Origin of the sequence: Pseudomonas sp. LH21 (genome assembly GCF_036549575.1) — a bacterium.
Classification (GTDB): domain Bacteria; phylum Pseudomonadota; class Gammaproteobacteria; order Pseudomonadales; family Pseudomonadaceae; genus Aquipseudomonas; species Aquipseudomonas peradeniyensis.
Genome location: NZ_CP144367.1, coordinates 2,161,474 through 2,180,927, shown reverse-complemented (window position 1 = coordinate 2,180,927; position 19,454 = coordinate 2,161,474). Strand labels below are relative to the sequence as shown.

At 63.1% G+C, this 19,454-nt stretch carries 15 protein-coding genes, 1 tRNA gene and 2 pseudogenes; 11 read left to right on the top strand and 7 right to left on the bottom strand.

The window, feature by feature from the left end; all coding sequences use genetic code 11:
- The 4 genes from VUG52_RS10080 to VUG52_RS10065 are packed head-to-tail and all read left to right on the top strand — an operon-like array spanning nucleotide 1 to nucleotide 5,031.
- Nucleotides 1–894 (top strand): DUF6708 domain-containing protein, encoded by an 894-nt coding sequence (locus tag VUG52_RS10080; protein ID WP_082337836.1) that lies wholly within the window; start codon nucleotides 1–3, stop codon nucleotides 892–894.
- On the top strand, nucleotides 891–3,881 hold the full coding sequence (locus VUG52_RS10075; protein ID WP_220690007.1) for a T6SS effector BTH_I2691 family protein: 2,991 nt from the start codon (nucleotides 891–893) through the stop codon (nucleotides 3,879–3,881). Before VUG52_RS10080 ends, VUG52_RS10075 begins: the two co-directional genes overlap by 4 nt.
- A gap of 2 nt (nucleotides 3,882–3,883) precedes the next feature.
- Entirely contained in the window at nucleotides 3,884–4,777 is an 894-nt protein-coding gene (locus VUG52_RS10070; protein ID WP_082337684.1) for a DUF6708 domain-containing protein, read from the top strand.
- Nucleotides 4,774–5,031 (top strand): PAAR domain-containing protein, encoded by a 258-nt coding sequence (locus VUG52_RS10065; protein WP_082337683.1) that lies wholly within the window; start codon nucleotides 4,774–4,776, stop codon nucleotides 5,029–5,031. The genes VUG52_RS10070 and VUG52_RS10065 overlap by 4 nt, the downstream gene beginning before the upstream one ends.
- 80 nt (nucleotides 5,032–5,111) lie before the next feature.
- Here the strand turns inward: VUG52_RS10065 and VUG52_RS10060 are convergent.
- The 7 genes and pseudogenes from VUG52_RS10060 to VUG52_RS10030 all read right to left on the bottom strand — a co-directional run.
- A pseudogene (locus VUG52_RS10060) lies at nucleotides 5,112–5,292 on the bottom strand (integrase core domain-containing protein); the annotation flags it as partial.
- Nucleotides 5,277–5,571 (bottom strand): annotated as a pseudogene (locus tag VUG52_RS10055) (Arm DNA-binding domain-containing protein); the annotation flags it as partial. The pseudogenes VUG52_RS10055 and VUG52_RS10060, both read right to left, overlap by 16 nt.
- 132 nt (nucleotides 5,572–5,703) lie before the next feature.
- Nucleotides 5,704–5,779, bottom strand: a tRNA-Gly gene (locus tag VUG52_RS10050).
- A 64-nt stretch (nucleotides 5,780–5,843) separates the two neighbouring features.
- On the bottom strand, nucleotides 5,844–6,404 hold the full coding sequence (pgsA, locus tag VUG52_RS10045) for a CDP-diacylglycerol--glycerol-3-phosphate 3-phosphatidyltransferase (RefSeq protein ID WP_028692524.1): 561 nt from the start codon (nucleotides 6,402–6,404) through the stop codon (nucleotides 5,844–5,846).
- Between the two features lie 33 nt (nucleotides 6,405–6,437).
- A complete protein-coding gene (uvrC, locus tag VUG52_RS10040; RefSeq protein WP_050704747.1) occupies nucleotides 6,438–8,261 on the bottom strand; it encodes an excinuclease ABC subunit UvrC in 1,824 nt (607 codons plus the stop codon).
- Between the two features lie 9 nt (nucleotides 8,262–8,270).
- The gene (gene gacA, locus VUG52_RS10035; RefSeq protein ID WP_028692526.1) at nucleotides 8,271–8,909 is read right to left on the bottom strand and encodes a response regulator transcription factor GacA; all 639 of its coding nucleotides are present in this window, start codon (nucleotides 8,907–8,909) and stop codon (nucleotides 8,271–8,273) included.
- 63 nt (nucleotides 8,910–8,972) lie between these two features.
- The gene (locus VUG52_RS10030) at nucleotides 8,973–9,362 is read right to left on the bottom strand and encodes a helix-turn-helix domain-containing protein (RefSeq protein WP_028692527.1); all 390 of its coding nucleotides are present in this window, start codon (nucleotides 9,360–9,362) and stop codon (nucleotides 8,973–8,975) included.
- A gap of 568 nt (nucleotides 9,363–9,930) precedes the next feature.
- Between VUG52_RS10030 and VUG52_RS10025 the strand changes: the two genes are divergently transcribed.
- The 7 genes from VUG52_RS10025 to VUG52_RS09995 all read left to right on the top strand — a co-directional run bounded on the left by VUG52_RS10025 (nucleotide 9,931) and on the right by VUG52_RS09995 (nucleotide 19,449).
- Nucleotides 9,931–11,238, top strand: a complete 1,308-nt coding sequence (locus tag VUG52_RS10025; protein ID WP_050704746.1) for a nucleotide sugar dehydrogenase — start codon at nucleotides 9,931–9,933, stop codon at nucleotides 11,236–11,238.
- Nucleotides 11,239–11,334: 96 nt separating this feature from the next.
- Nucleotides 11,335–12,825, top strand: a complete 1,491-nt coding sequence (locus tag VUG52_RS10020) for a glycosyltransferase (RefSeq protein ID WP_050704749.1) — start codon at nucleotides 11,335–11,337, stop codon at nucleotides 12,823–12,825.
- Between the two features lie 16 nt (nucleotides 12,826–12,841).
- Nucleotides 12,842–14,005, top strand: a complete 1,164-nt coding sequence (locus tag VUG52_RS10015) for a PilZ domain-containing protein (RefSeq protein WP_331832800.1) — start codon at nucleotides 12,842–12,844, stop codon at nucleotides 14,003–14,005.
- A 9-nt stretch (nucleotides 14,006–14,014) separates the two neighbouring features.
- Nucleotides 14,015–15,463, top strand: coding sequence for an SEL1-like repeat protein (locus VUG52_RS10010; RefSeq protein ID WP_050704744.1), 1,449 nt, complete (start codon nucleotides 14,015–14,017; stop codon nucleotides 15,461–15,463).
- Entirely contained in the window at nucleotides 15,460–16,905 is a 1,446-nt protein-coding gene (locus tag VUG52_RS10005; RefSeq protein WP_050704743.1) for an alginate export family protein, read from the top strand. Before VUG52_RS10010 ends, VUG52_RS10005 begins: the two co-directional genes overlap by 4 nt.
- A 12-nt stretch (nucleotides 16,906–16,917) precedes the next feature.
- Nucleotides 16,918–18,345 (top strand): MBOAT family O-acyltransferase, encoded by a 1,428-nt coding sequence (locus tag VUG52_RS10000; RefSeq protein ID WP_050704742.1) that lies wholly within the window; start codon nucleotides 16,918–16,920, stop codon nucleotides 18,343–18,345.
- A gap of 9 nt (nucleotides 18,346–18,354) precedes the next feature.
- A complete protein-coding gene (locus tag VUG52_RS09995; RefSeq protein ID WP_050704741.1) occupies nucleotides 18,355–19,449 on the top strand; it encodes an alginate O-acetyltransferase in 1,095 nt (364 codons plus the stop codon).
- The last annotated feature ends 5 nt before the right edge of the window (nucleotides 19,450–19,454 follow it).

The window sequence follows — 19,454 nt, the reverse complement described above, 5'->3', positions numbered from 1 at the left end:
ATGGCAGTCATATGGATATTCAATAAAAACTCAAACTCCGGATACAAACCAGCAATTACCGGACAGCTAGAAAATTTGTCCGCAGACACATTAACCTTGCGAAACCCGTGGGTATCCGACTCTGTATTTATGGCAAAACTATACACTGCCATGACACTAGCCCTGGCTCTTTTCTTCTATCCCGACATTGCAGACCCCGAATACAGACCCATACTACTAGAACGCGTCGAGTCCGTAATGCAGTATATTTTTGCACCACTAATATTCACACCATTCCTCGCCTATAGAATCTATTTCATAAAAAACCTTTCAAACTTCCATTTCAGCCGCTCAACCCAAAAAATCCTATACCAGCGCGGTAAAAAACTTATCACTTTTGACTGGAACAAGACCTATGGTGGCGTATTCAAACGCACTGAATTTGGAGGCTCATCCTTTAGCACCAGTTATGCACTTGCCTTCGCCCCACCTAGAGAGGATGGCAGCCTGCACCAGAAAGATTGCTTATGGGTCGACAGCAACGAACCCACTGAATCCGACAGCAAACACGTCGCCGAAGTCTGGGAATACCTTCGCCAGTTCATGAACCACGGCCCGGCCAAACTCCCTCCTCCCGGCGAACCCAACTGGTGGCACCGGCCACTTCATGCCATCTGCCTGACCCCGGCAGAAGCCTGGCGCCACTACGCCCCCTGGCGAACCGGCGAGCCCGGAGAACTGCAGGGCAAGAAGAACTGGCAACTGCCGTTCTGGGCCGTGTTGTTCCCTTACAACCTCGGCCTCGCCCTCTGCTGGTATGGCGTCTGCCGACTCTTCAATGTCCGGGCAGCACCGCCTCCGCCTGAGGCCTTCGAGCAACCCCCAGTGCGCTCAACCAAAAGGCAGCGTAAATGACCGACGTTTCTGCCAACAGCGCCACCTCCGGCCCTGCCTGCAGCCCACGCGTGCCCATCCTGCCGGTGCGCTATGCCATCGTGCCGCGTACAGGCGATGCCCCGGCCTGTCGCTACGCAGGCGCAGGCTTCAACCTGGAACAAGGCTTCGCCCCGCTGCAGCACTCGTCCTACACCCTGCGCGCGCTGCGCCCAGGCTACATCTACGTGTTCATGAAAGGTCCTCAGGGCGAAAAACTGGTCATTCATGAGTACGACGGCGAAGGACGCTACCAGGAGCTGCGCTACCAGGGCCTGGAAGGCTACCACTTGCGCGAACGCTACCTGTCCAACCAGAGCATGGGCTGGGTATGGGCCGACACCAGCCCGGACACCGCCAAGGAAGTGTGGATCGGCTACAGCCCGCACCTGTGGACCAACGCCACGACTGCCCGCATCACTGCTTCAGCAGCCCTGCGCAAACGGCATATGCGCCAGCTGGACATGGTCGAGCTGATTGCCGGCAACCCAGCCCCCTCCACCCAGCCCCATGTGCTGCCGCTCAGTGCGTTGCAAAACTGGGTCGAAGACTACAAACCGACAAGCCGGCGTATGTCCCTGACCTGGAGCAGCCACGCGTCCACAACCACCTTGTCCGTCGGTAGGCTCAACGCCATTGCCCGGGACTATCCCAGCACCCAGCCGAAAGTACCGGTGGTGGTGGCGCTGGCGGATGCTGAAGGCGTGGCCCTGGACCTGAGCCTGTCGGTCTCGGCCTACCAGCACCAACTGCACGACCTGATGCCCGCCGAGCAACTGGAACACACCAAACCTGCACAAGGCTCCGAGCAGGCAGGCGTACCGGCGTGCTACCAGCTCGATGCCGAACGGCTCAGCCAGCAGAGCCGTGATTTTCACCATCGCAACCTGGTCGCCCTGTTGCTGAACAAAACCCTGGAGACGATGTACCCGGCGGATATGCCCGCTACCGAAGTGGTCGAAATAAGACTGCAGTCCACCCGCACCGGACGTCCTCTCCCCCCGGCCGAGGCACGTTACCGGGCCCTCACTCACGAGGACTATTCCCCGAACGGTGCGCGTTTGGCGCTGCGCATCGATACCGACAAATACCTGCGGTTCCTCGCCGAACGCGATGAGCTGGAGCAGCGCATTGCAGGCCTGCGCAACCTTGCCCTGCAAGCCAGTCATGATCACGACGCGTGGCTGGCCACGGCCGAAGCTGCGCATATCGATGACCCCTACAGCCTGGCCGCCGCACTGGCGTGCTATGACCGCAACGAACGCATCTCGGCCCGTGGCCTGGAAATCGCCCTGGCCCTGCTGATTTACCCGATGGGCCAGCCGGCACCCGGTACCGAAGACCAAGATCGGCGCTTCAAACGCCTGGAACAGTGGCTGGACCAGCACGACAGCCCGCTCTACACCGCCCTGGCGCCGTTCAACCCCTTCAAGGACAAAGCCGATGCGGCCGGCAGTGTGCTGGGTGGCAGCGACAATGTCATCGAAGGGCTGGCCGGGCGTTTTCCGGCCATTGCCGACATCACCGATCTCACGGCCCAGTCCGTCAACGCCGTGGTGCTCAAACGCCTGCGTGGCCAGACCCGCTGGGATGCCAGCCATACCCTGCGTCAGCAAGTACTGCTGGCGGCGCGTGAGGCCAATGCCGAGAAAGCGCTGGGGCTGTTGGCGGCGCGTTACCAGATCACCGACCAGGCCATCCGGGAAAACCCGTTCAGCCAGGAGGTGGAGCGGTATTTGAAGAGCGGCATGGCGCAGGTTGAGGAAATGAAGCGGCTGCGTATTTCGGGCAATCGGACGGTGGCGGTTGAGTTGACCACCACTGCGCGGGTTAAACCCAACTTGCTCGGGTTGCTTACGTCGGGCGGAGGCGGTGGTCTGAACGCCGGAATGCTGTGGTTCAACGTGATCTCGCTGAAGACGGCTTATAACAGCCTGCAGAAAAGCAATGCGCCGGAATACACCTTGGGGTTTGCGGCATCGATTTTCGGGGTGATCGGTGCGGCTGCGGCGACATTGGTTAGCGTACGCGCAACGCAGAAGGCGGTGATGCTGAGATTGAGTTCGACGGCGCCGGGGATGGCGTTTGGTAACGGCGTAATCAAGTTCTTGGGGAGCAATCTGTTTGCACGATTATCCGGTTACCCAGCAATTTTTCTAGGACTCGCTTCAGACGTTGAAAAATCCGACAGACAGAAACTACATGGTAACCCTGAAGCATCTAACTTGACACTTTATGGCGGAAGCGCTGTCGCGGCAGGCTCCGTTTTAGTACTGGAGGGCGGACTCGCGGTTGCGGGAGTAACATCAGTTGTACCCTTTGCCGGGTGGGGAGCAGCAGCGCTTGTACTCCTGGGAGCAGTGATCATCGCTGGAGGCTTATACCTTCACGCCAAGTCGCATGAACACCTCCATACCCCTATCGAACTGTGGGCAGCAAGGAGCATATTCGGCAATCGTAAAAACGATGGAGAGGTGCATCCCGAAGTCGTTCTGGATCATGAAAAAAAACTTCCTACATTCCCGTCTCTGCAAGACGACCTTAAAGCCTGGCACGATGAGCATTACAGGCCAAGGTTAATATCCGCAGAAGAAGCACGATCCTTTGGTATAACCGGGGTCGACAGCTGTTGGCATGAAAACAATTATTGGGCACCAGCAAACTGGACTGCCATCACCCATAACGAAGTCACCACTACACAACCCACCGTGGAATTCACAGTATTCCTACCGGGATTCATCGTAGGCACAAGCGAATGGTCAGGTAGCTTGAGCAGTCTTCGTGAAGACGGAGAAATGATCGTCTTTCCACTTACCGCTATTTGCTACGTCGTAGGCGCCGGCTTAATTCTGAACTTTAAAAATACGATCAACAACCAAAACCATGCCTCACTGCATCTAGCCTATATTTCCAACCAAGGCTTGAGTGAAGATAACGAGGTTACTTCAATTTTTCGTCTCGAGCGCTAATCATGGCAGTCATATGGATATTCAATAAAAACTCAAACTCCGGACACAAACCAGCAATCACTGGACAGCTAGAAAATTTGTCCGCAGACACATTAATCTTGCGAAACCCGTGGGTATCCGACTCTGTATTCATGGGGAAACTATACACTGCCATGACACTACTACTAGCCATTTATTTTTACCCAAGAATTGCAAACCCTGAATACAGAGACATGTTATTAGCAAGCACGCACTCAATAGCTCAGTACATAGTCATACCATTCATATTCACACCATTCCTCGCCTATAGAATCTATTTTATAAAAAAACTTTCAAACTTCTATTTCAGCCGCTCAACCAAAAAAATCCTGTACCAGCGCGGCAAAAAACTTATCACTTTTGACTGGAACAAGACCCATGGAGGCGTATTCAAACGCACCGAATTTGGAGGCTCATCCTTTAGCACCAGTTATGCACTTGCCTTCGCCCCACCTAGAGAGGATGGCAGCCTGCACCAGAAAGATTGCTTATGGGTCGACAGCAACGAACCCACTGAATCCGACATCAAACATGTCGCCGAAGTCTGGGAATACCTTCGCCAGTTCATGAACCACGGCCCGGCCAAACTCCCACCTCCCGGCGAATCCAACTGGTGGTACCGACCGCTTCATGCCATCTGCCTGACCCCGGCGGAAGCCTGGCGCCACTACGCCCCCTGGCGAACCGGCGAGCCCGGAGAAATGCAGGGCAAGAAAAACTGGCAACTGCCGTTCTGGGCCGTGTTGTTCCCTTACAACTTCGGCCTCGCCCTCTGCTGGTATGGCGTCTGCCGACTCTTCAATGTCCGGGCAGCACCGCCTCCGCCAGAGGCCTTCGACGAAGCCCCTGTTCAACTAAAAAAAGGAAAGCGCAAATGAAACCCATCGTACTCGTAGGCCATCGTCATAGTTGCCCTATCCATGGCGAAGGCACCGTAGAAACAGGCGCAAGCGCAGCATTCGTGGCTGGCAGGGCAATAGCACGCGTCGGCGACCGAATCAGTTGTGGCGCTGTCATCGAAACCGGTGCTGGCAGCACGATCATCGAGGGCCAACCGGCGGCAAGGGAGGGAGACACCACCAGCCATGGCGGAACCTTGGTCGAGGGTGATCCGGGTTGGCTGATTGATTGACAGCAAAACCGGCAGATGGCTTTGACAATCTCTAGCCCTGAAATAGGTTTACACCTGCTCAGGTAGGCCGATAGGCCATAAAACGCCCGATGCACGCATCGGGTGTTTTGTTTTTCAGGGCCATTGAAGCCGCTCTGTGTTGTAGATCTGCACGGCTTCAGCAACCATCTTCCTTGCCTGTTCCAGATTTTCAGGGCTACTTAGCAGCAGCTCTGTTTTGAGAATTCCATTGATGCGCTCAGCTAGGTGTTCTGCTCTGCAAGGTTATGGGTGCGGCGCTGATGCCGACGATGCGTGCAAGGGTTGGTGCCTTGGGCGATCAGCCGCCGCGCTTCATCGCGCAGTGAGCGCGCCTGACACAGGCCGACTTCGGGGTAGGTGCCAAGGGATGCGATTTTGCTTGCTGGCCCATAAGTAGCGGAAATGCCAAGATTTTCCGCCAGCCCCGCTCACGCCGAGTGAAAGGCCGTCGCTATCGCCGAGGGTGTAGTTCTTGCCGGTGGCCTTGGCCTGGCGAACGGTTGCATTTGAGAGTGCCATGTACGAGCTCCCGAACACGAAAAAGTCCGGATGCCCATGGATCAAAGTGGTTTTGACTGGAACGAAAAAAGACGCCGAAGCGTCTTTTTTCAATGATCTAAAGATTTCCATGGAATTCTGTAGATCGATATTTGGAGCGGGAAACGAGACTCGAACTCGCGACCCCGACCTTGGCAAGGTCGTGCTCTACCAACTGAGCTATTCCCGCGTCGTGATGGGTGCCATTCTAGCGATTTCCAGAACGGCGTCAACCCCTTGATTCAAAAAAACTTTTACTTCTGCTCCGAACCTTCGCGCAGGTGCGGCCAGGCGGCCAGCAGGTAGTGCACCATCGAGATCAAGGTCAGGCCCGCCGCCACCAGCAGCAGCCCGTAGCCCAGCACCACCCAGAAGGTCAGCAGCGGCGGGTTGGCCAGCAGGATCACCAGCGCCAGCATCTGCGCGGCGGTCTTCCACTTGCCCAGGTTCGACACCGCCACGTGGGCGCGGGCGCCGAGCTCGGCCATCCACTCGCGCAGCGCCGAGACGACGATCTCGCGGCCGATGATCACCGCCGCCGGCAGCGTCAGCCAGAAGTTGGCGTGCACCTGCACCAGCAGGACCAGGGCCACGGCGACCATCAGCTTGTCGGCCACCGGGTCGAGGAAGGCGCCGAACGGGGTGCTCTGCTGCAACCGACGCGCCAGGTAGCCGTCGAGCCAGTCGGTGGCGGCGGCGATGGCGAACACCGTGCTGGCGGCCATGTAGCTCCAGTGATAGGGCACATAGAACAGCAGGATGAAGATCGGGATGAGCAGGACGCGTAGAACGGTGAGCAGGTTTGGAATATTCATCGGTACGACTGGCTGCGAGTTGAACCCGGCATTCTACTCGCTATGCAGGCTGGCATAAATCGACTCGGCAAGCTTTTTACTGATGCCGGGGGCTTTGGCGATCTCGTCGACACTGGCGCGGTTGAGCTCCTGCAGGCCGCCGAAATGTTTCAGCAGGTCGCGACGGCGCTTGGGCCCGACCCCGGCGACGTCCTCCAGGCTCGAGGTGCGCCGGGCCTTGCCGCGCCGGGCGCGGTGGCCGGTGATGGCGAAGCGGTGGGCTTCGTCGCGGATCTGCTGGATCAGGTGCAAGGCCGGCGAGTCGCCCTTGAGGGTGAACTCGTGGGCCACGTCGTTCAGGTACAGGGTCTCGAAACCGGCCTTGCGGGTCACGCCCTTGGCCACGCCCAGCAGCGTCAGGTCAGCAAAGCCCAGTTCCTGCATCACGTCGCGGGCCATGTTCAGCTGGCCCTTGCCGCCGTCCACGAGCAGCACGTCAGGTAGCTTGCCTTCGCCGTCCTTGATCCGCCCATAGCGGCGCTGCAAGGCCTGGTGCATGGCCGCGTAGTCGTCGCCAGCGGTGACGCCCTCGATATTGAAGCGGCGGTAGTCGGACTTGAGCGGGCCTTCGGGGCCGAACACCACGCAGCTGGCCACGGTGGCTTCGCCGCTGGAGTGGCTGATGTCGTAGCACTCCAGGCGCTGCGGCACCTCGTCCAGGTCGAGCACCTGGGCCAGCGCCTCGAAGCGCGCGGCCATGTGCTGGCGGTTGGCCAGGCGGGCGTTGAGGGCCTGCTCGGCGTTGGTCACCGCCAGCTGCTGCCAGCGCGCGCGGGTGCCGCGCACCCGGTGGCTGATGCTGATTTCGCGGCCGCGCAGGGTCTGCAGCGCCTCGCTGATGGCGGCGAAGTCGTCGTGCACCACGTTGACGATCAGCTCGCCCGGCAGCTCGCGCTCGGCGTTGCCCAGGTAGTACTGGGACAGGAACGCGGCCATGACCTCGGCCACCTCCTCCTCGATGCCCACCTGGGGGAAGAAGTTCTTGCTGCCCAGCACCCGGCCGCCACGCACGCTGATCAGGTGCACGCAGGCACCGCCCGGGTTGACGAAAGCCGCCACCACGTCGACATCGCCGGAGCCGCCCTCCATGTACTGCTGGTCCTGGACCCGGCGCAGCAGGGCGATCTGGTCGCGCAGCTCGGCGGCCTTCTCGAAGTTCAGGGCCATGGCGGCCTTTTCCATCTCGGCGCTGAGCTCGTTGCCCAACTGCTGGCTGCGGCCTTCGAGGAACATCACCGAGTGGCGCACGTCCTCGGCGTATTCCTCGGCGGCGACCAGCCCCACGCACGGCCCCTTGCAGCGCTTGATCTGGTACTGCAGGCACGGGCGGGTGCGGTTGGCGTAGTAGCTGTCCTCGCACTGGCGCACCGAGAACGCCTTCTGCAACAGGCTCAGGCTCTCGCGGATGGCACCGGCGCTGGGGTACGGGCCGAAATAGCGGCCCTTGGCCTTCTTCGCGCCGCGGTGGATGCCCAGGCGCGGGAACTCACCGTCGGACAGGAACACGTACGGGTAGGACTTATCGTCGCGCAGCAGGATGTTGTAGGGCGGCCGCCATTCCTTGATCAGCGTCTGCTCGAGCAGCAGCGCCTCGGTCTCGTTGGCGGTGATGGTGGTTTCGACCTGGGCGATGCGCCCCACCAGGGCAGCCGTCTTCGGCGCCAGCCCGGTCTTGCGAAAATAGCTGGCCAGGCGCTTCTTGAGGTTCTTGGCCTTGCCCACGTACAGCAGCCGGGCCTCGGCGTCGAACATCCGGTACACGCCCGGGCGACCGCTGCAGGTCGCCAGGAACGCGCTTGCATCAAAAGGTTGTGACATGAGGTGTGCTTACAGACTTGCGTCGACCATACCGTGGCGGACAGCCAGCAAGGTCAGTTCGACGTCGCTGGTGACCGAGAGTTTTTCGAAGATTCGATAACGGTAAGTATTGACGGTCTTGGGGGACAGACACAACTTGTCAGAGATGATCTGCACCTTCTGGCAGCCGACGATCATCAGCGCAATCTGGATTTCCCGCTCGGACAGCGCGTCGAACGGCGAGCCCTGGGGCTGGAACGACTTGAGCGCCAGCTGCTGGGCGATCTGCGGGCTGATGTAGCGCTGGCCGGCGAAGGCCAGGCGGATTGCCTGGACCATTTCGTCGAGCCCGGCGCCCTTGGTGAGGTAGCCCGCGGCACCCGCCTGCAACAGGCGGGTGGGGAACGGGTCTTCCTCGCACACGGTCACCGCGACCACCTTGATGTCCGGATGGCTGCGCAACAACTTGCGCGTGGCTTCCAGACCACCGATCCCTGGCATCTTCACGTCCATCAGGACCACGTCCGGCTTGAGCTCGCGGGCCAGCTTGAGGGCGGACTCGCCAGAGTCCGCCTCCCCCACCACCTGCAGCCCGTCGATGTCGGCCAGCATGCGTGTGATGCCGGTACGCACCAGATCGTGATCGTCGACCACCAGGACCCTAATCAAGCAGACACCTCGTCAGTGGGGCGATTGGATCCCGCCACCTTAACAAAATTTTTCACAACGAACCTAGCGCAAAGCGTCATGGAAATATGCCTGCCGGTCAGGCCGCCGAATACGCAGCACTTGCGCCCCGCCCTCCTCGCCCGCCAGGCGGTTGAGCAGGTGCCAGACCGCGGCCTGGTCGGCCGAGGGCAGGCGGCGGAACGCGTCGAGCAGACGGTTCTCGTCGGACGTGAGGCTGTCCAGCGGCGCGGGGGTGTGCACGCCGCTCAGTACGTAGAGCGCATCGACGCCCTTGCTGGCGACCGCCGCGAGGTAGTCCATGCGCGGCGTGCGTTCGCCGCTTTCGTATTTGCCCTGGGCGTTGGGCTCGACCCCACCGATGTCGCCAAAGATACGCTGGGTCAGCCCCAGGCGTTCGCGCTCTTCTCTGAGTCGCGGACCGAATCCGTTCATCTGCTTGCCTCCTTTGCATGAATGGAAGAAGGGTGCATCCCGCACCCGAGTGAATGCCTGCGCAGTCGTCCGGCACTATGCCAATTGGATCCAATCCTTGCAAGCCATCATTGCGCCACAGTCGGACGGCTGGGGGACATGGAAGCGCCCGACGACAGACGAAAATAGCACTTCCAAGAATCAGAAAAATCACCCAAGCCAGTAAAAAAGCGTACATCGAAGCACCACTGAAACGGCGGAAAACATGGCGAAAAGCGCCATTTTGGCGTCATTTTATCGGCACAAACAAGCATATCGATTTTTTGACGCCTAACTTTTATCTAACTTTAACTCATTGTTTTATAAGTAATTTTTAACTTTCTCACAGCGCATTTAGAATTTATCAAAACAACAACACAACAAAGCTTGCCGAACTATCAGAAAACTCCTTAGGATGTAAAAAGACCACCAAGAAACAGCCTGCATCGCTATATATCTAGCGCGGCCTGATCCTGCGCGTCTGGCATTTTCAAAACTTCTGAACTGAGTATCTCGGCCGGCCTTGCGCCGCGCCTGGGGAGAGGGATCTATGAACATCAGTATCTTCGGACTTGGCTATGTGGGAGCGGTCTGCGCCGGCTGCCTGTCGGCACGCGGACACCAGGTACTGGGGGTGGACGTCGCCCAGGCGAAGATCGACATGATCAACCAGGGCCGCTCGCCCATCGTCGAGCCGGGCCTGGAGCAGCTGCTGCTCGACGGCGTGCGCCAGGGTCGCCTGCGCGGCACCACCGATGTCCAGGCGGCGATCCTGGCCACTGAACTGTCGTTGCTGTGCGTCGGCACGCCGAGCAAGGCCAACGGCGACCTCGACCTGGTGTACATGGAAGCGGTGTGCCGGGAGATCGGCGCGGCCCTGCGCGACAAGGCCAGCCGCCATACCGTGGTGGTGCGCAGCACGGTGCTGCCGGGCACGGTGAAGAACGTGGTCATCCCGCTCCTCGAGCAGGCTTCGGGCAAGCAGGCCGGGCGCGATTTCGGCGTGGCGGTCAACCCGGAATTCCTGCGTGAAAGCACGGCGATCCAGGACTACGACTTCCCGGCCATGACCGTGATCGGCGAACTCGACAGCCGCTCGGGCGACCTGCTCGCCGCGCTGTACGAAGGCCTCGACGCCCCGGTGATCCGCAAGTCGATCGAGGTCGCCGAGCTGATCAAGTACACCTGCAACGTCTGGCACGCCACCAAGGTCAGCTTCGCCAACGAGATCGGCAACATCGCCAAGGCCTCGGGGGTCGACGGCCGCGAGGTGATGGACGTGGTCTGCCAGGACTACAAGCTCAACCTGTCGCGCTACTACCTGCGCCCGGGCTTCGCCTTCGGCGGCTCGTGCCTGCCCAAGGACGTGCGCGCCCTCACCTACCGCGCCAGCCAGCTGGACGTGGCGCACCCGCTGCTGGCCTCGATCATGGACAGCAACCGCAACCAGGTGCGCAACGCCTTCGACCTGGTGACCCGGGCCGGCAAGCGCCGCATCGCCCTGCTCGGGCTGGCCTTCAAGGCCAACAGCGACGACCTGCGCGAAAGCCCGCTGGTGACCCTGGCCGAACAACTGATCGGCAAGGGCTACGACCTGCGCATCTTCGATGCCAACGTCGACCACGCCCGTCAGTTCGGCGCCAACCGCCAGTACATCGAGCAGCAGATCCCCCATGTCAGCGCCCTGCTGCGCAGCGACCTGCAGCAGGTGATCGACGAGGCCGAGGTGATCGTGCTGGGCAACAACGACGAGCGCTTCGTCCAGGCCCTGGACGTCGGCAACGGCAAGCAGGTGATCGACCTGGTCGGCTTCATGGCCGGCAGCAGCGACGCCCAACGCCACGGCATCTGCTGGTAAGGCACGCCGCCGCCCGCCGTCACGGCGGGCCCCGACCCAAGGAGCTACAACGCCATGGAACGACAGCAACAGCGGCCTTTCGCGGCCCCGGCGTACATGCGCGCGGCGGCCGGCTTCTGCGCCTGGGCGCTGCTCGCCGGGCTGATCGCCCTGGCCGCGCAGATGGTCGCGCCACAGTACCTGGACCCGAGCCACCACCAGTTCATCTTCATCATCGGCACCCTGGGCTTGTGGCGCTACGGTAATGCCATCGTCCACTACCTGCGTGGCATGTACTTCCTCCACTGGCGCTTCCCGCGCCTGCGCCGCCGGGTCGAGCGCCTGGGTGACGCGGCCTTGCCGTCGCACATGTTCATGGTGGTGACCAGCTTTCGCATCCCCACCCACACCACCTTCAAGGTGTACCAGTCGGTGTTCCAGGAGGTGCAACGGCTGAAGGTGCCGTGCACGGTGATCGCCTCGATCGTCGAGAAAGGCGACGAGCAGTTCATCAAGGACATCATGCGCGACGAGGTGCAGGGCCGCGACGATATCGGCCTGGTAATCGTCCGCGCCCGCGGCACCGGCAAGCGCGATGGCCTGGCCCACGCCTTCCGCGCGCTGTCGCGGCAGATGCCGCTGGACGACGCGGTGGTCGGCGTGGTCGACGGCGACACCATGATGCTGCCCGGCTGCGTCGAGCGGGCGGTCAAGCTGTTTGCCGTGCTGCCCGACGTCGGCGGCCTGACCACCAACGAGTTCTGCGAGGTCGAGGGCAGCCGCTGGATGCGCCAGTGGCACTCGATGCGTTTCGTCCAGCGGCACATCAACATGTGCTCGATGGCCCTGTCGCACCGGGTGCTGACCCTCACCGGTCGGTTGTCGTTCTTCCGCGCCGGGGTGATGACCGACCCGGACTTCATCCGTGACGTCGAGGCGGATTTTCTCGAGCACTGGCGCCTGGGCCGCTTCCAGTTCCTCACCGGCGACGACAAGTCGAGCTGGCTGAGCCTGATGCGTGCCGGCTGGGACACCTTCTACGTGCCCGACAGCCACACCCTGACCGTCGAGCACCCACCCAGCGACAGTTTCTGGGTGGCCACCCGCCAGCTGATGTTCCGCTGGTACGGCAACTCGCTGCGGCAGAACTTCCGCGCCACCGCCCTGCTCGGCCGCGCGCGCCTGGGGCTGTTCACCCTGTACGTGCTGCTCGACCAGCGGGTGTCGATGTGGACCTGCCTGATGGGCCTGACCGCTTCGGTGGTGGCCGGCCTGGTGTTCGGCATCCAGTACCTGCTGGTGTACCTGTTCTGGGTGCTGGTCTCGCGCAGCCTGGTGACGGTGCTGTTCGTCTTCGCCGGGCACCCGGTCAGCCCGATGTACCCGTTCGTTCTCTATTACAACCAGATCGTCGGTTCGCTGATGAAGGTCTACGCGATGTTCCACATGGACCAGCAACGCTGGACGCGGCAGAAGACCACCCTGGCCACCGGCAGCGTCGACTTCGACGCCAGCCTCAACCGCTGGTCCTCGAAGGCGATGCTGTGCTCCTCGATCGCCATCTTCTTCGGGGTCATCACCGTTCTCCTGGAACTCACGCAACGTTAAGGAAAGGCGCCTGCACATGAGTACTTCGAATACCCCGGCGGCCCCGGGCAAGACCGCCGCCAACATCGTCCACGAAGCCATCGACGAGCGTCAGTACGTGCGCACCCGCATGCACGCCCGGGTGCGCCTGTCCGGCGCCGGACGCGAACCGTTCGAGGCCGACCTTGCCGATATCTCGCTGGGTGGCATCGGCCTGCTGCACGAGGCGCCGCTGACCGTCGGCGCGCTGTACGACGCCTCGATCCAGCTGCGCCTGAACCAGGTGGACCTGTCGATCGACGGCAAGGTGCGCATCGTCTCCCAGCGCGGCAAGGAGGTCGGCGCGCAGTTCGTCGACCTCGACGCGCAGAAGCGCGACATCCTGCGCTACCTGATCAGCGCCTACCTGTCGGGCGAAGTCGCCGACATCAACGGCCTGTTCAACGTGATGCAGCGCGAGAACTACATCAAGGCGCGCAAGCACCAGCAGGCCAGCGCCCGCACCCCGGCCGAGCGCCTCAAGGCCGTGGCCGGCACCGCGCTGTACGCCGCCGCCGGCCTCGCCGCCCTGGGCTTCGTCGGCTACAAGGGCTACCTGCTGTTCTTCCGTGTTCCGGCGCTGCAGGCCACGGTGGCCGGCAATGCCCAGGTCATCAGCATGCCGGACAACGGCTACGTGAAGTACCTGCTTCCGGCCGGCGCCAGCGAGGTGCAGGCCGGCCAGCCGCTGGCGAACATCTCCACCCAGCTGGCCACCAGCTTCACCAGCCCGGCGGACATGAAGGCCCTGGCCGACCTCGCCCCGGGCGACCTGCAGGCGCTGCTGGGCCGCGCCAGCGTCGAGACGGTGATCAACAGCCCGTGCGACTGCCAGGTCTGGTACCCGTCGCCGCCGCTGGACGGCTATGGCTACAAGGCCGCGCCGATGATGCACCTGCTGCCGAAGAACCAGGGCTTGTTCGTGCGCGCCAACGTGCCGTTCGACAAGCTCGCCGATGTCGGCCGCGTGCGCTCGGTGGACATGCAGGTGTTCGGCCTCGACCAGCACTTCAGCGGCACGGTGGTCGACGCCCGCTCCGACGAGCTGAACCACAACCTGGCGCTGACCATCCAGCCGGACAGCCCACTGCCGGCGGCGGCCTACCAGAAGGCCGTGGCGGTCGACCTGTACCTGGGCCTGCCGTTCGGCAGCGGCAACTGAGGGCCGCTCATGAACGCCAAGAACGCCCCGCGCCTGTTGCTGGTCGGCCTAAGCCTGGCCTGGGCCGGCAGCGGCTGGGCCGGGCAGAGCCTGGAGCAGATCCGCTACGCGCTGTACAAGGACCCGAGCGCCGACGTCACGAGCGACCTGCGCGCCCTCGCCGAGCGCGGCGACCTGGCCTCCAAGCAGCTGCTCGGCGATGTGCTGGCCAACAGCGACAGTGCCAACCGCCAGGACATCGTGAGCCTGTACCAGGAGGCCTTCGCCGACGGCCACGGCCAGATCCCGGCGCTGGCCTCGCTGGCGCGCCTGCTCGACCGCACCCCGCGCCTGCAGCGCAGTCACGAAGCGTGGGTGCGCCAGGCCCTGGCCCGTTACCCCAACGACCGTGATCCGCGCAGCACCAGCACTAGCCTGGAGGTGTTCCTGGTCTATCCGCAGCTGTTCCCCGGCGAGCGCGCCGGCGAACTGCTGACGCTTTACGAACAGAGCTGCCTGCTCAACTGCCGTCCTGAGCTGTACCGCGCCGTGGTCGCCGAGCGCCAGGGCGACCGCGCCGCCGCCGAGCGCTGGTACCGGCAGGCGGCACGCATCGACCCGCGCGGCATCGAGCGCTACTACCGCTTTCTTGGCGAGCGCCAGGACCCGGCCTTCCTCGCCTTCGCCCGCAGCCTGGAGCCGGAGATGGCCAGCCTGCCGGTGGAGGTGGTGCAGCGCATCGGCGCGCTGCTGGACAGCATCCATGGCACCACCCGCGCCGAGCTGGACGCCGAGCGCGAGCAGCGCCAGAGCCGCGCCATGGGCCCCAAGGTCGAGCCGACGCCCGAGCAACTGGCCCGCGACAAGGCCAACGACCAGCTGCGCGCCGACGGCATCGCCGAGGCCCAGCGCTGGCTGGACAACGCCGTCGCCCGTGGCTACCTGCCGGCACAGGTGTCCAAGGCCAACTTCATGATTTCCAACCCCACCGAGCACAACGCCGAGCAGACCCAGGCGCTGATCGCCCAGGTGCGGGCCAAGGACCCGACCCGGGCCAAGGCGCTGGACGCGGCGTTCTACATGGTCAACAACTGGCTGACCCTGGATCCGCAAAAGTCCCAGGCGCTGATCGACGAACTGATCGCCGCCCATTATCCCGACGCGCAGCTACTGCTGGGCGACCTGTACAGCAAGGGCGGCCTCGACCAGCCCGACCAGGAACGCGCCCTGGCCATCTGGCAGCGACAGGCCGAGCAGGGTTCGACCGCGGCCTGGTACCGCATGGCCACCGTGCACCTGCGCGGCCGCGCCATCTGCCACGACCCGGTCAAGGCCTACACCTATGCCCGCATCGCCCTCGACCTGGGCGAGACCCGCGCCCGCGGCCTGATCAAACGGCTGGACAAGACCTTGCCCAAGGATGACATCGAGCGCGCCCTGGCCGCGCGCAACGATCTGTTGAAGGAGGCCACCCTGTGAAAGCCCATCCATCCCTGCTCGGCGCCCTGCTCGCCCTGGCGCCCCTGGCGGCGCTGGCGGGCGAGGAAGTCACCGGCCCCGAGGCCGACAGCAGCGCGCCGGTGCGCGTCACGGCCGTTGACGGCAGCGAGCCGGTGATCACCTCGGAGTTCTTCAACAAGCTCACCGTGCAGACCGGCTACGGGCCGGCAGACTCCCAGGTCGGCCGCGACCGCGAAAGCTTCTACAGCCTGCGCTACGAGCCGTCGTTCGCCTGGTACTCGCCGGAAAAACGCTGGGCCAGATGGATGGTCTACGGCCGCCTGTGGCTGAACTACGACTCCAGTCAGTCGAGCAACCTGGCCAACGAGTCGACCAACAACAATGAACGCGAGCAACCCGAGGGCTGGTACGCCGAGCTGCGCGAGCTGTACGTCAAGCGCAACCTGATCGGCGACGACCCGCGCTTCTCGCTGTCGTTCGGTCGCCAACGGTTCTACGACGACTACGGTATCTGGTGGGACGACAGCCTGGAGTCGCTGCGCTTCAACTACCAGGACACCTTCAGCGACGCCTTCGTCGCGGTCGGGCAGAAATTTCGCAATTACAACACTGACGTCAATTCGCTGGCCGCAAGCGAAGCGCGCACGCTGTACCTGATGGGCCAGTACGCCTATCGCTGGAGCCCGAACAACCAGGTCGGCGTGCGTCTGATGCAGGAGAACGACCGCAGCGGCCACGATGTCGACGACCGCTACGACTTCAAGGGTTGGCGCTACGGGTTGTTCTTCAAGGGCGACAACCTGCCGCTGGCCAGCGACTACCACCTGGAACTGGCGGCGCTGGACGGCACGATGGACAACACCGCCGGCAACGGCGTCACCAGCACCGGCCACGGCAGCCGCGGCTGGGCGGTGCTGGGTGAGGTCGGCAAGCGTTTCGAGACCTTGCCCTGGACCCCGCGCGTGGCCCTGCGCGGCGGCCTGACCGACAAGCCGGACGACGACAACGACGGCTTCCGGCTCAACCCGATCCAGTCCGACCGCATCACCCGCCAGGGCTCGTACAGCACGCGCCTGACCAGCTCGTTCGTCGCCCTCGACCTGCGCAACCTGAGCTACTACGGCTTGGCCCTGGAGACCCGGCCCACGGCGCGCAGCGCCCTGGACCTGCGGGTGACCCAGCTCAACCTGCGCGATGAAGGCGGCGCCCTGCCGATCCGCATGGCCGCCGATGTCCGCGCCCGGCGCCAGAGCGAACTGAACGCCGGCCGGCACGGCAAGGGCGACAACGTCGGCCAGATGATCGACCTCAACTACTACTGGAAGATGTTCCCGGTAGCCCTCGACGGCAAGCACTTGGACGTCAACACCCTGGTCAGCGCCAGCTACCTCAACGCAGGCAGCGCGCTGGACAGCGGCGACGACTACCAGCTGAGTGTCGGCGTGGTGATCAGCTACTAAGGACCGGCCAGCATGATCTTCGCCTCCAACGTCTTCCTGTTCCTCTACCTGCCGCTGTTCCTGGCCATCTACTACCTGGCCCGGCCGCAGTGGCGCTCGCTGGTGATCGTCGCCGCCAGCTATGTGTTCTACGCCTGGTGGCGCCCGGACTTTTTGCTGCTGTTCGTCGCCATCACCGCCTGGAACTACGGCTTCGGCCTGTTCATCAAGGCGCGCCTGGACGCCGGCGACAAACGCCGCGCCCTGCGCCTGCTGTGGCTCGGCGTGGCCGGCAACCTGGCAACACTGGGCTACTTCAAGTACGCCAACTTCGGCGCCGAGGTGCTGGCCCTGCTGCTGGCGCCGCTGGGCATCAATACCTGGACCCTGGAGAACATCTTCCTGCCGCTGGGCATCTCGTTCTACGTGTTCCATGCGCTGAGCTACATCGTCGACATCTACCGCAAGGACGCCACGCCCACCCGCAGCTTCATCGACTTTGCCGCCTTCGTCGCGCTGTTCCCGCACCTGGTGGCGGGGCCGATCCTGCGCTACAGCCAGCTCGCGCCGCAGCTGCGCCAGCGCAGCCACTCGCTGGAGCTGTTCTCGCTGGGCGTGTGCCGCTTCATGCTCGGTTTCATCATGAAGGTGCTGATCGCCGACCGCCTGGCGCCGATCAACGTGCTGTTCGTCGGCGAAGGCACCCTGCAGTTCAGCGATGCCTGGTTCGGCCTGGTGGTCTCGACCCTGCAGCTGTACTTCGACTTCGCCGGCTACAGCCACATGGCCCTGGGCCTGGCGCTGATGATGGGTTTGCGCTTCCCGGAAAACTTCAACCAGCCCTATGTGTCGCAGAGCATCACCGAGTTCTGGTCGCGCTGGCACATGACCCTGGCGCATTTCCTGCGCGACTACGTGTACCTGCCGCTGGTGCGCAAGCGCGTGGCCGGCGCCCTGCCGGCGCTGGTGTGGACCATGCTGCTGTCGGGCCTGTGGCACGGCGCCAGTTTCGCCTTCATCTGCTGGGGGCTGTTCTTCGGTATCGGCATGGTGCTGGAGCGCAGGTTCAACCTCGCGACCAAGGTCACCACGCCCTACCACCTGGGCCGCAACCTGCGCACCGCGCTGCTGATCATCCTCAGCATGCCGCTGTTCTTCACCATGGACCTGCGCCACAGCCTGCAGATCTACCAGGCGCTGCTGGGCTTCAATGGTTTCGGTTCGCTGGAACTCTACGTGCTCGGCGCCTCGAAGATGGCCATGGCCTTCGCCCTGGTGGCGGTCGCCTGGCTGATCCTGGCCGGGATCAACAACGTGCGCTTCTACGCCGGCAACAAGGAAGGCTACTTCATGCGTCACGTCGGCGTGCTGCACAGCCTGCTGCTGTGGGGGGGCTTTCTGCTGGCGCTGAGCAGCCTGGCGGCCAGTTCGTTCTCGCCGTTCCTGTATTTCCAGTTTTAGGAGAGTGCCATGTACCCGGTGATGAATTCGGCCGGCAAGGCCAACGGTGTGGTCTTCGCCCTGGCGCTGGCGGCGATGTTCATCTACTCGCTGCCGCCGGTGCTGAGCTTCGCCCGCGCCCAGACCGACAGCTGGAACCTGTTCGTCGACGGCAAGCTGCTGCGCAAGTTCGAACAGGTCTACGACCAGCGCCTGTTCCTGCGCGAGCCTTCGCAGCGGCTGTGGGCCGACGCCCAGTTCCAGCTGTTCGGCGAGGGCACCAAGGGCGTGGTGCTGGGCAAGGACGGCTGGCTCTACACCAACCAGGAATACCGCGTGCCCAACGACCTGGACGCCAGCCTGGCGAGCCAGCTGGAGCAGATCGTCAAGGTCCAGAGGCAACTGGCCGAGCACGGCAAGCACCTGGTGCTCCTGCCGCTGCCGATGAAGCTGGATATCTACGCCAGTCACGCCGCGCACGCCTTCGACCCGCGGGTGCACAGCCTCTACGACCGCTTCGTCGCCGACCTGCAGCTACGCCGGCTGGACGTGGTGCCGCTGCGCGACGCCTACCTGCGCAATCTGGCCGGCCCACGGCTGTTCCTCAAGTCCGACACCCACTGGAGCCCGGACGGCGCGCGCCTGTCGGCCTATGAGCTGGCCCGTCAGCGCCCGCAGTTGCTCGGCGACCAGGTGTACGTGTCACGCAAGGCCGGCGACAAGACGGTCAAGGGCGACCTGATGAACTACCTGCAGTTCGACCATGCGCGCCTGGCGCCGCAGTTCGGCCCCAACCCGATCGAGCTGTACGAGACCCTCCAGGCCGAACAGGACAGCGACGCGCTGTTCGCCGAGCAGACGCAAAGCCTGCTGCTGGTGGGCACCAGCTACAGCAAGATCGACGACTGGAACTTCGTCGGGTTCCTCAAGGAGGCGCTCAACCGCGACCTGCTGTCCATCGCCGTGGAGGCCCGCGGGCCGTTCGAGGCAATGAACCAGTTCCTCGCCGGCGACCAATTGCAGAACCCGCAGATCGACACCGTGGTCTGGGAGTTCCCCCTGCGCACCCTGTTGGCCCACCGTCCCGGCGCGCTGGCCCGCAGCGCCCAGCCCGGGCATTTCTGACGTCC

Bases quoted from the DNA above. Each gene is read 5' to 3' on its own strand.
- VUG52_RS10015 (WP_331832800.1), top strand. From the start codon at position 12,842: ATGAGTACTTCGAATACCCCGGCGGCCCCGGGCAAGACCGCCGCCAAC.
- VUG52_RS09995 (WP_050704741.1), top strand. From the start codon at position 18,355: ATGTACCCGGTGATGAATTCGGCCGGCAAGGCCAACGGTGTGGTCTTC.
- VUG52_RS10025 (WP_050704746.1), top strand. From the start codon at position 9,931: ATGAACATCAGTATCTTCGGACTTGGCTATGTGGGAGCGGTCTGCGCC.
- VUG52_RS10065 (WP_082337683.1), top strand. From the start codon at position 4,774: ATGAAACCCATCGTACTCGTAGGCCATCGTCATAGTTGCCCTATCCAT.
- VUG52_RS10080 (WP_082337836.1), top strand. From the start codon at position 1: ATGGCAGTCATATGGATATTCAATAAAAACTCAAACTCCGGATACAAA.
- pgsA (WP_028692524.1), bottom strand. From the start codon at position 6,404: ATGAATATTCCAAACCTGCTCACCGTTCTACGCGTCCTGCTCATCCCG.
- VUG52_RS10010 (WP_050704744.1), top strand. From the start codon at position 14,015: ATGAACGCCAAGAACGCCCCGCGCCTGTTGCTGGTCGGCCTAAGCCTG.
- VUG52_RS10030 (WP_028692527.1), bottom strand. From the start codon at position 9,362: ATGAACGGATTCGGTCCGCGACTCAGAGAAGAGCGCGAACGCCTGGGG.
- VUG52_RS10070 (WP_082337684.1), top strand. From the start codon at position 3,884: ATGGCAGTCATATGGATATTCAATAAAAACTCAAACTCCGGACACAAA.
- uvrC (WP_050704747.1), bottom strand. From the start codon at position 8,261: ATGTCACAACCTTTTGATGCAAGCGCGTTCCTGGCGACCTGCAGCGGT.
- VUG52_RS10000 (WP_050704742.1), top strand. From the start codon at position 16,918: ATGATCTTCGCCTCCAACGTCTTCCTGTTCCTCTACCTGCCGCTGTTC.
- VUG52_RS10020 (WP_050704749.1), top strand. From the start codon at position 11,335: ATGCGCGCGGCGGCCGGCTTCTGCGCCTGGGCGCTGCTCGCCGGGCTG.
- VUG52_RS10075 (WP_220690007.1), top strand. From the start codon at position 891: ATGACCGACGTTTCTGCCAACAGCGCCACCTCCGGCCCTGCCTGCAGC.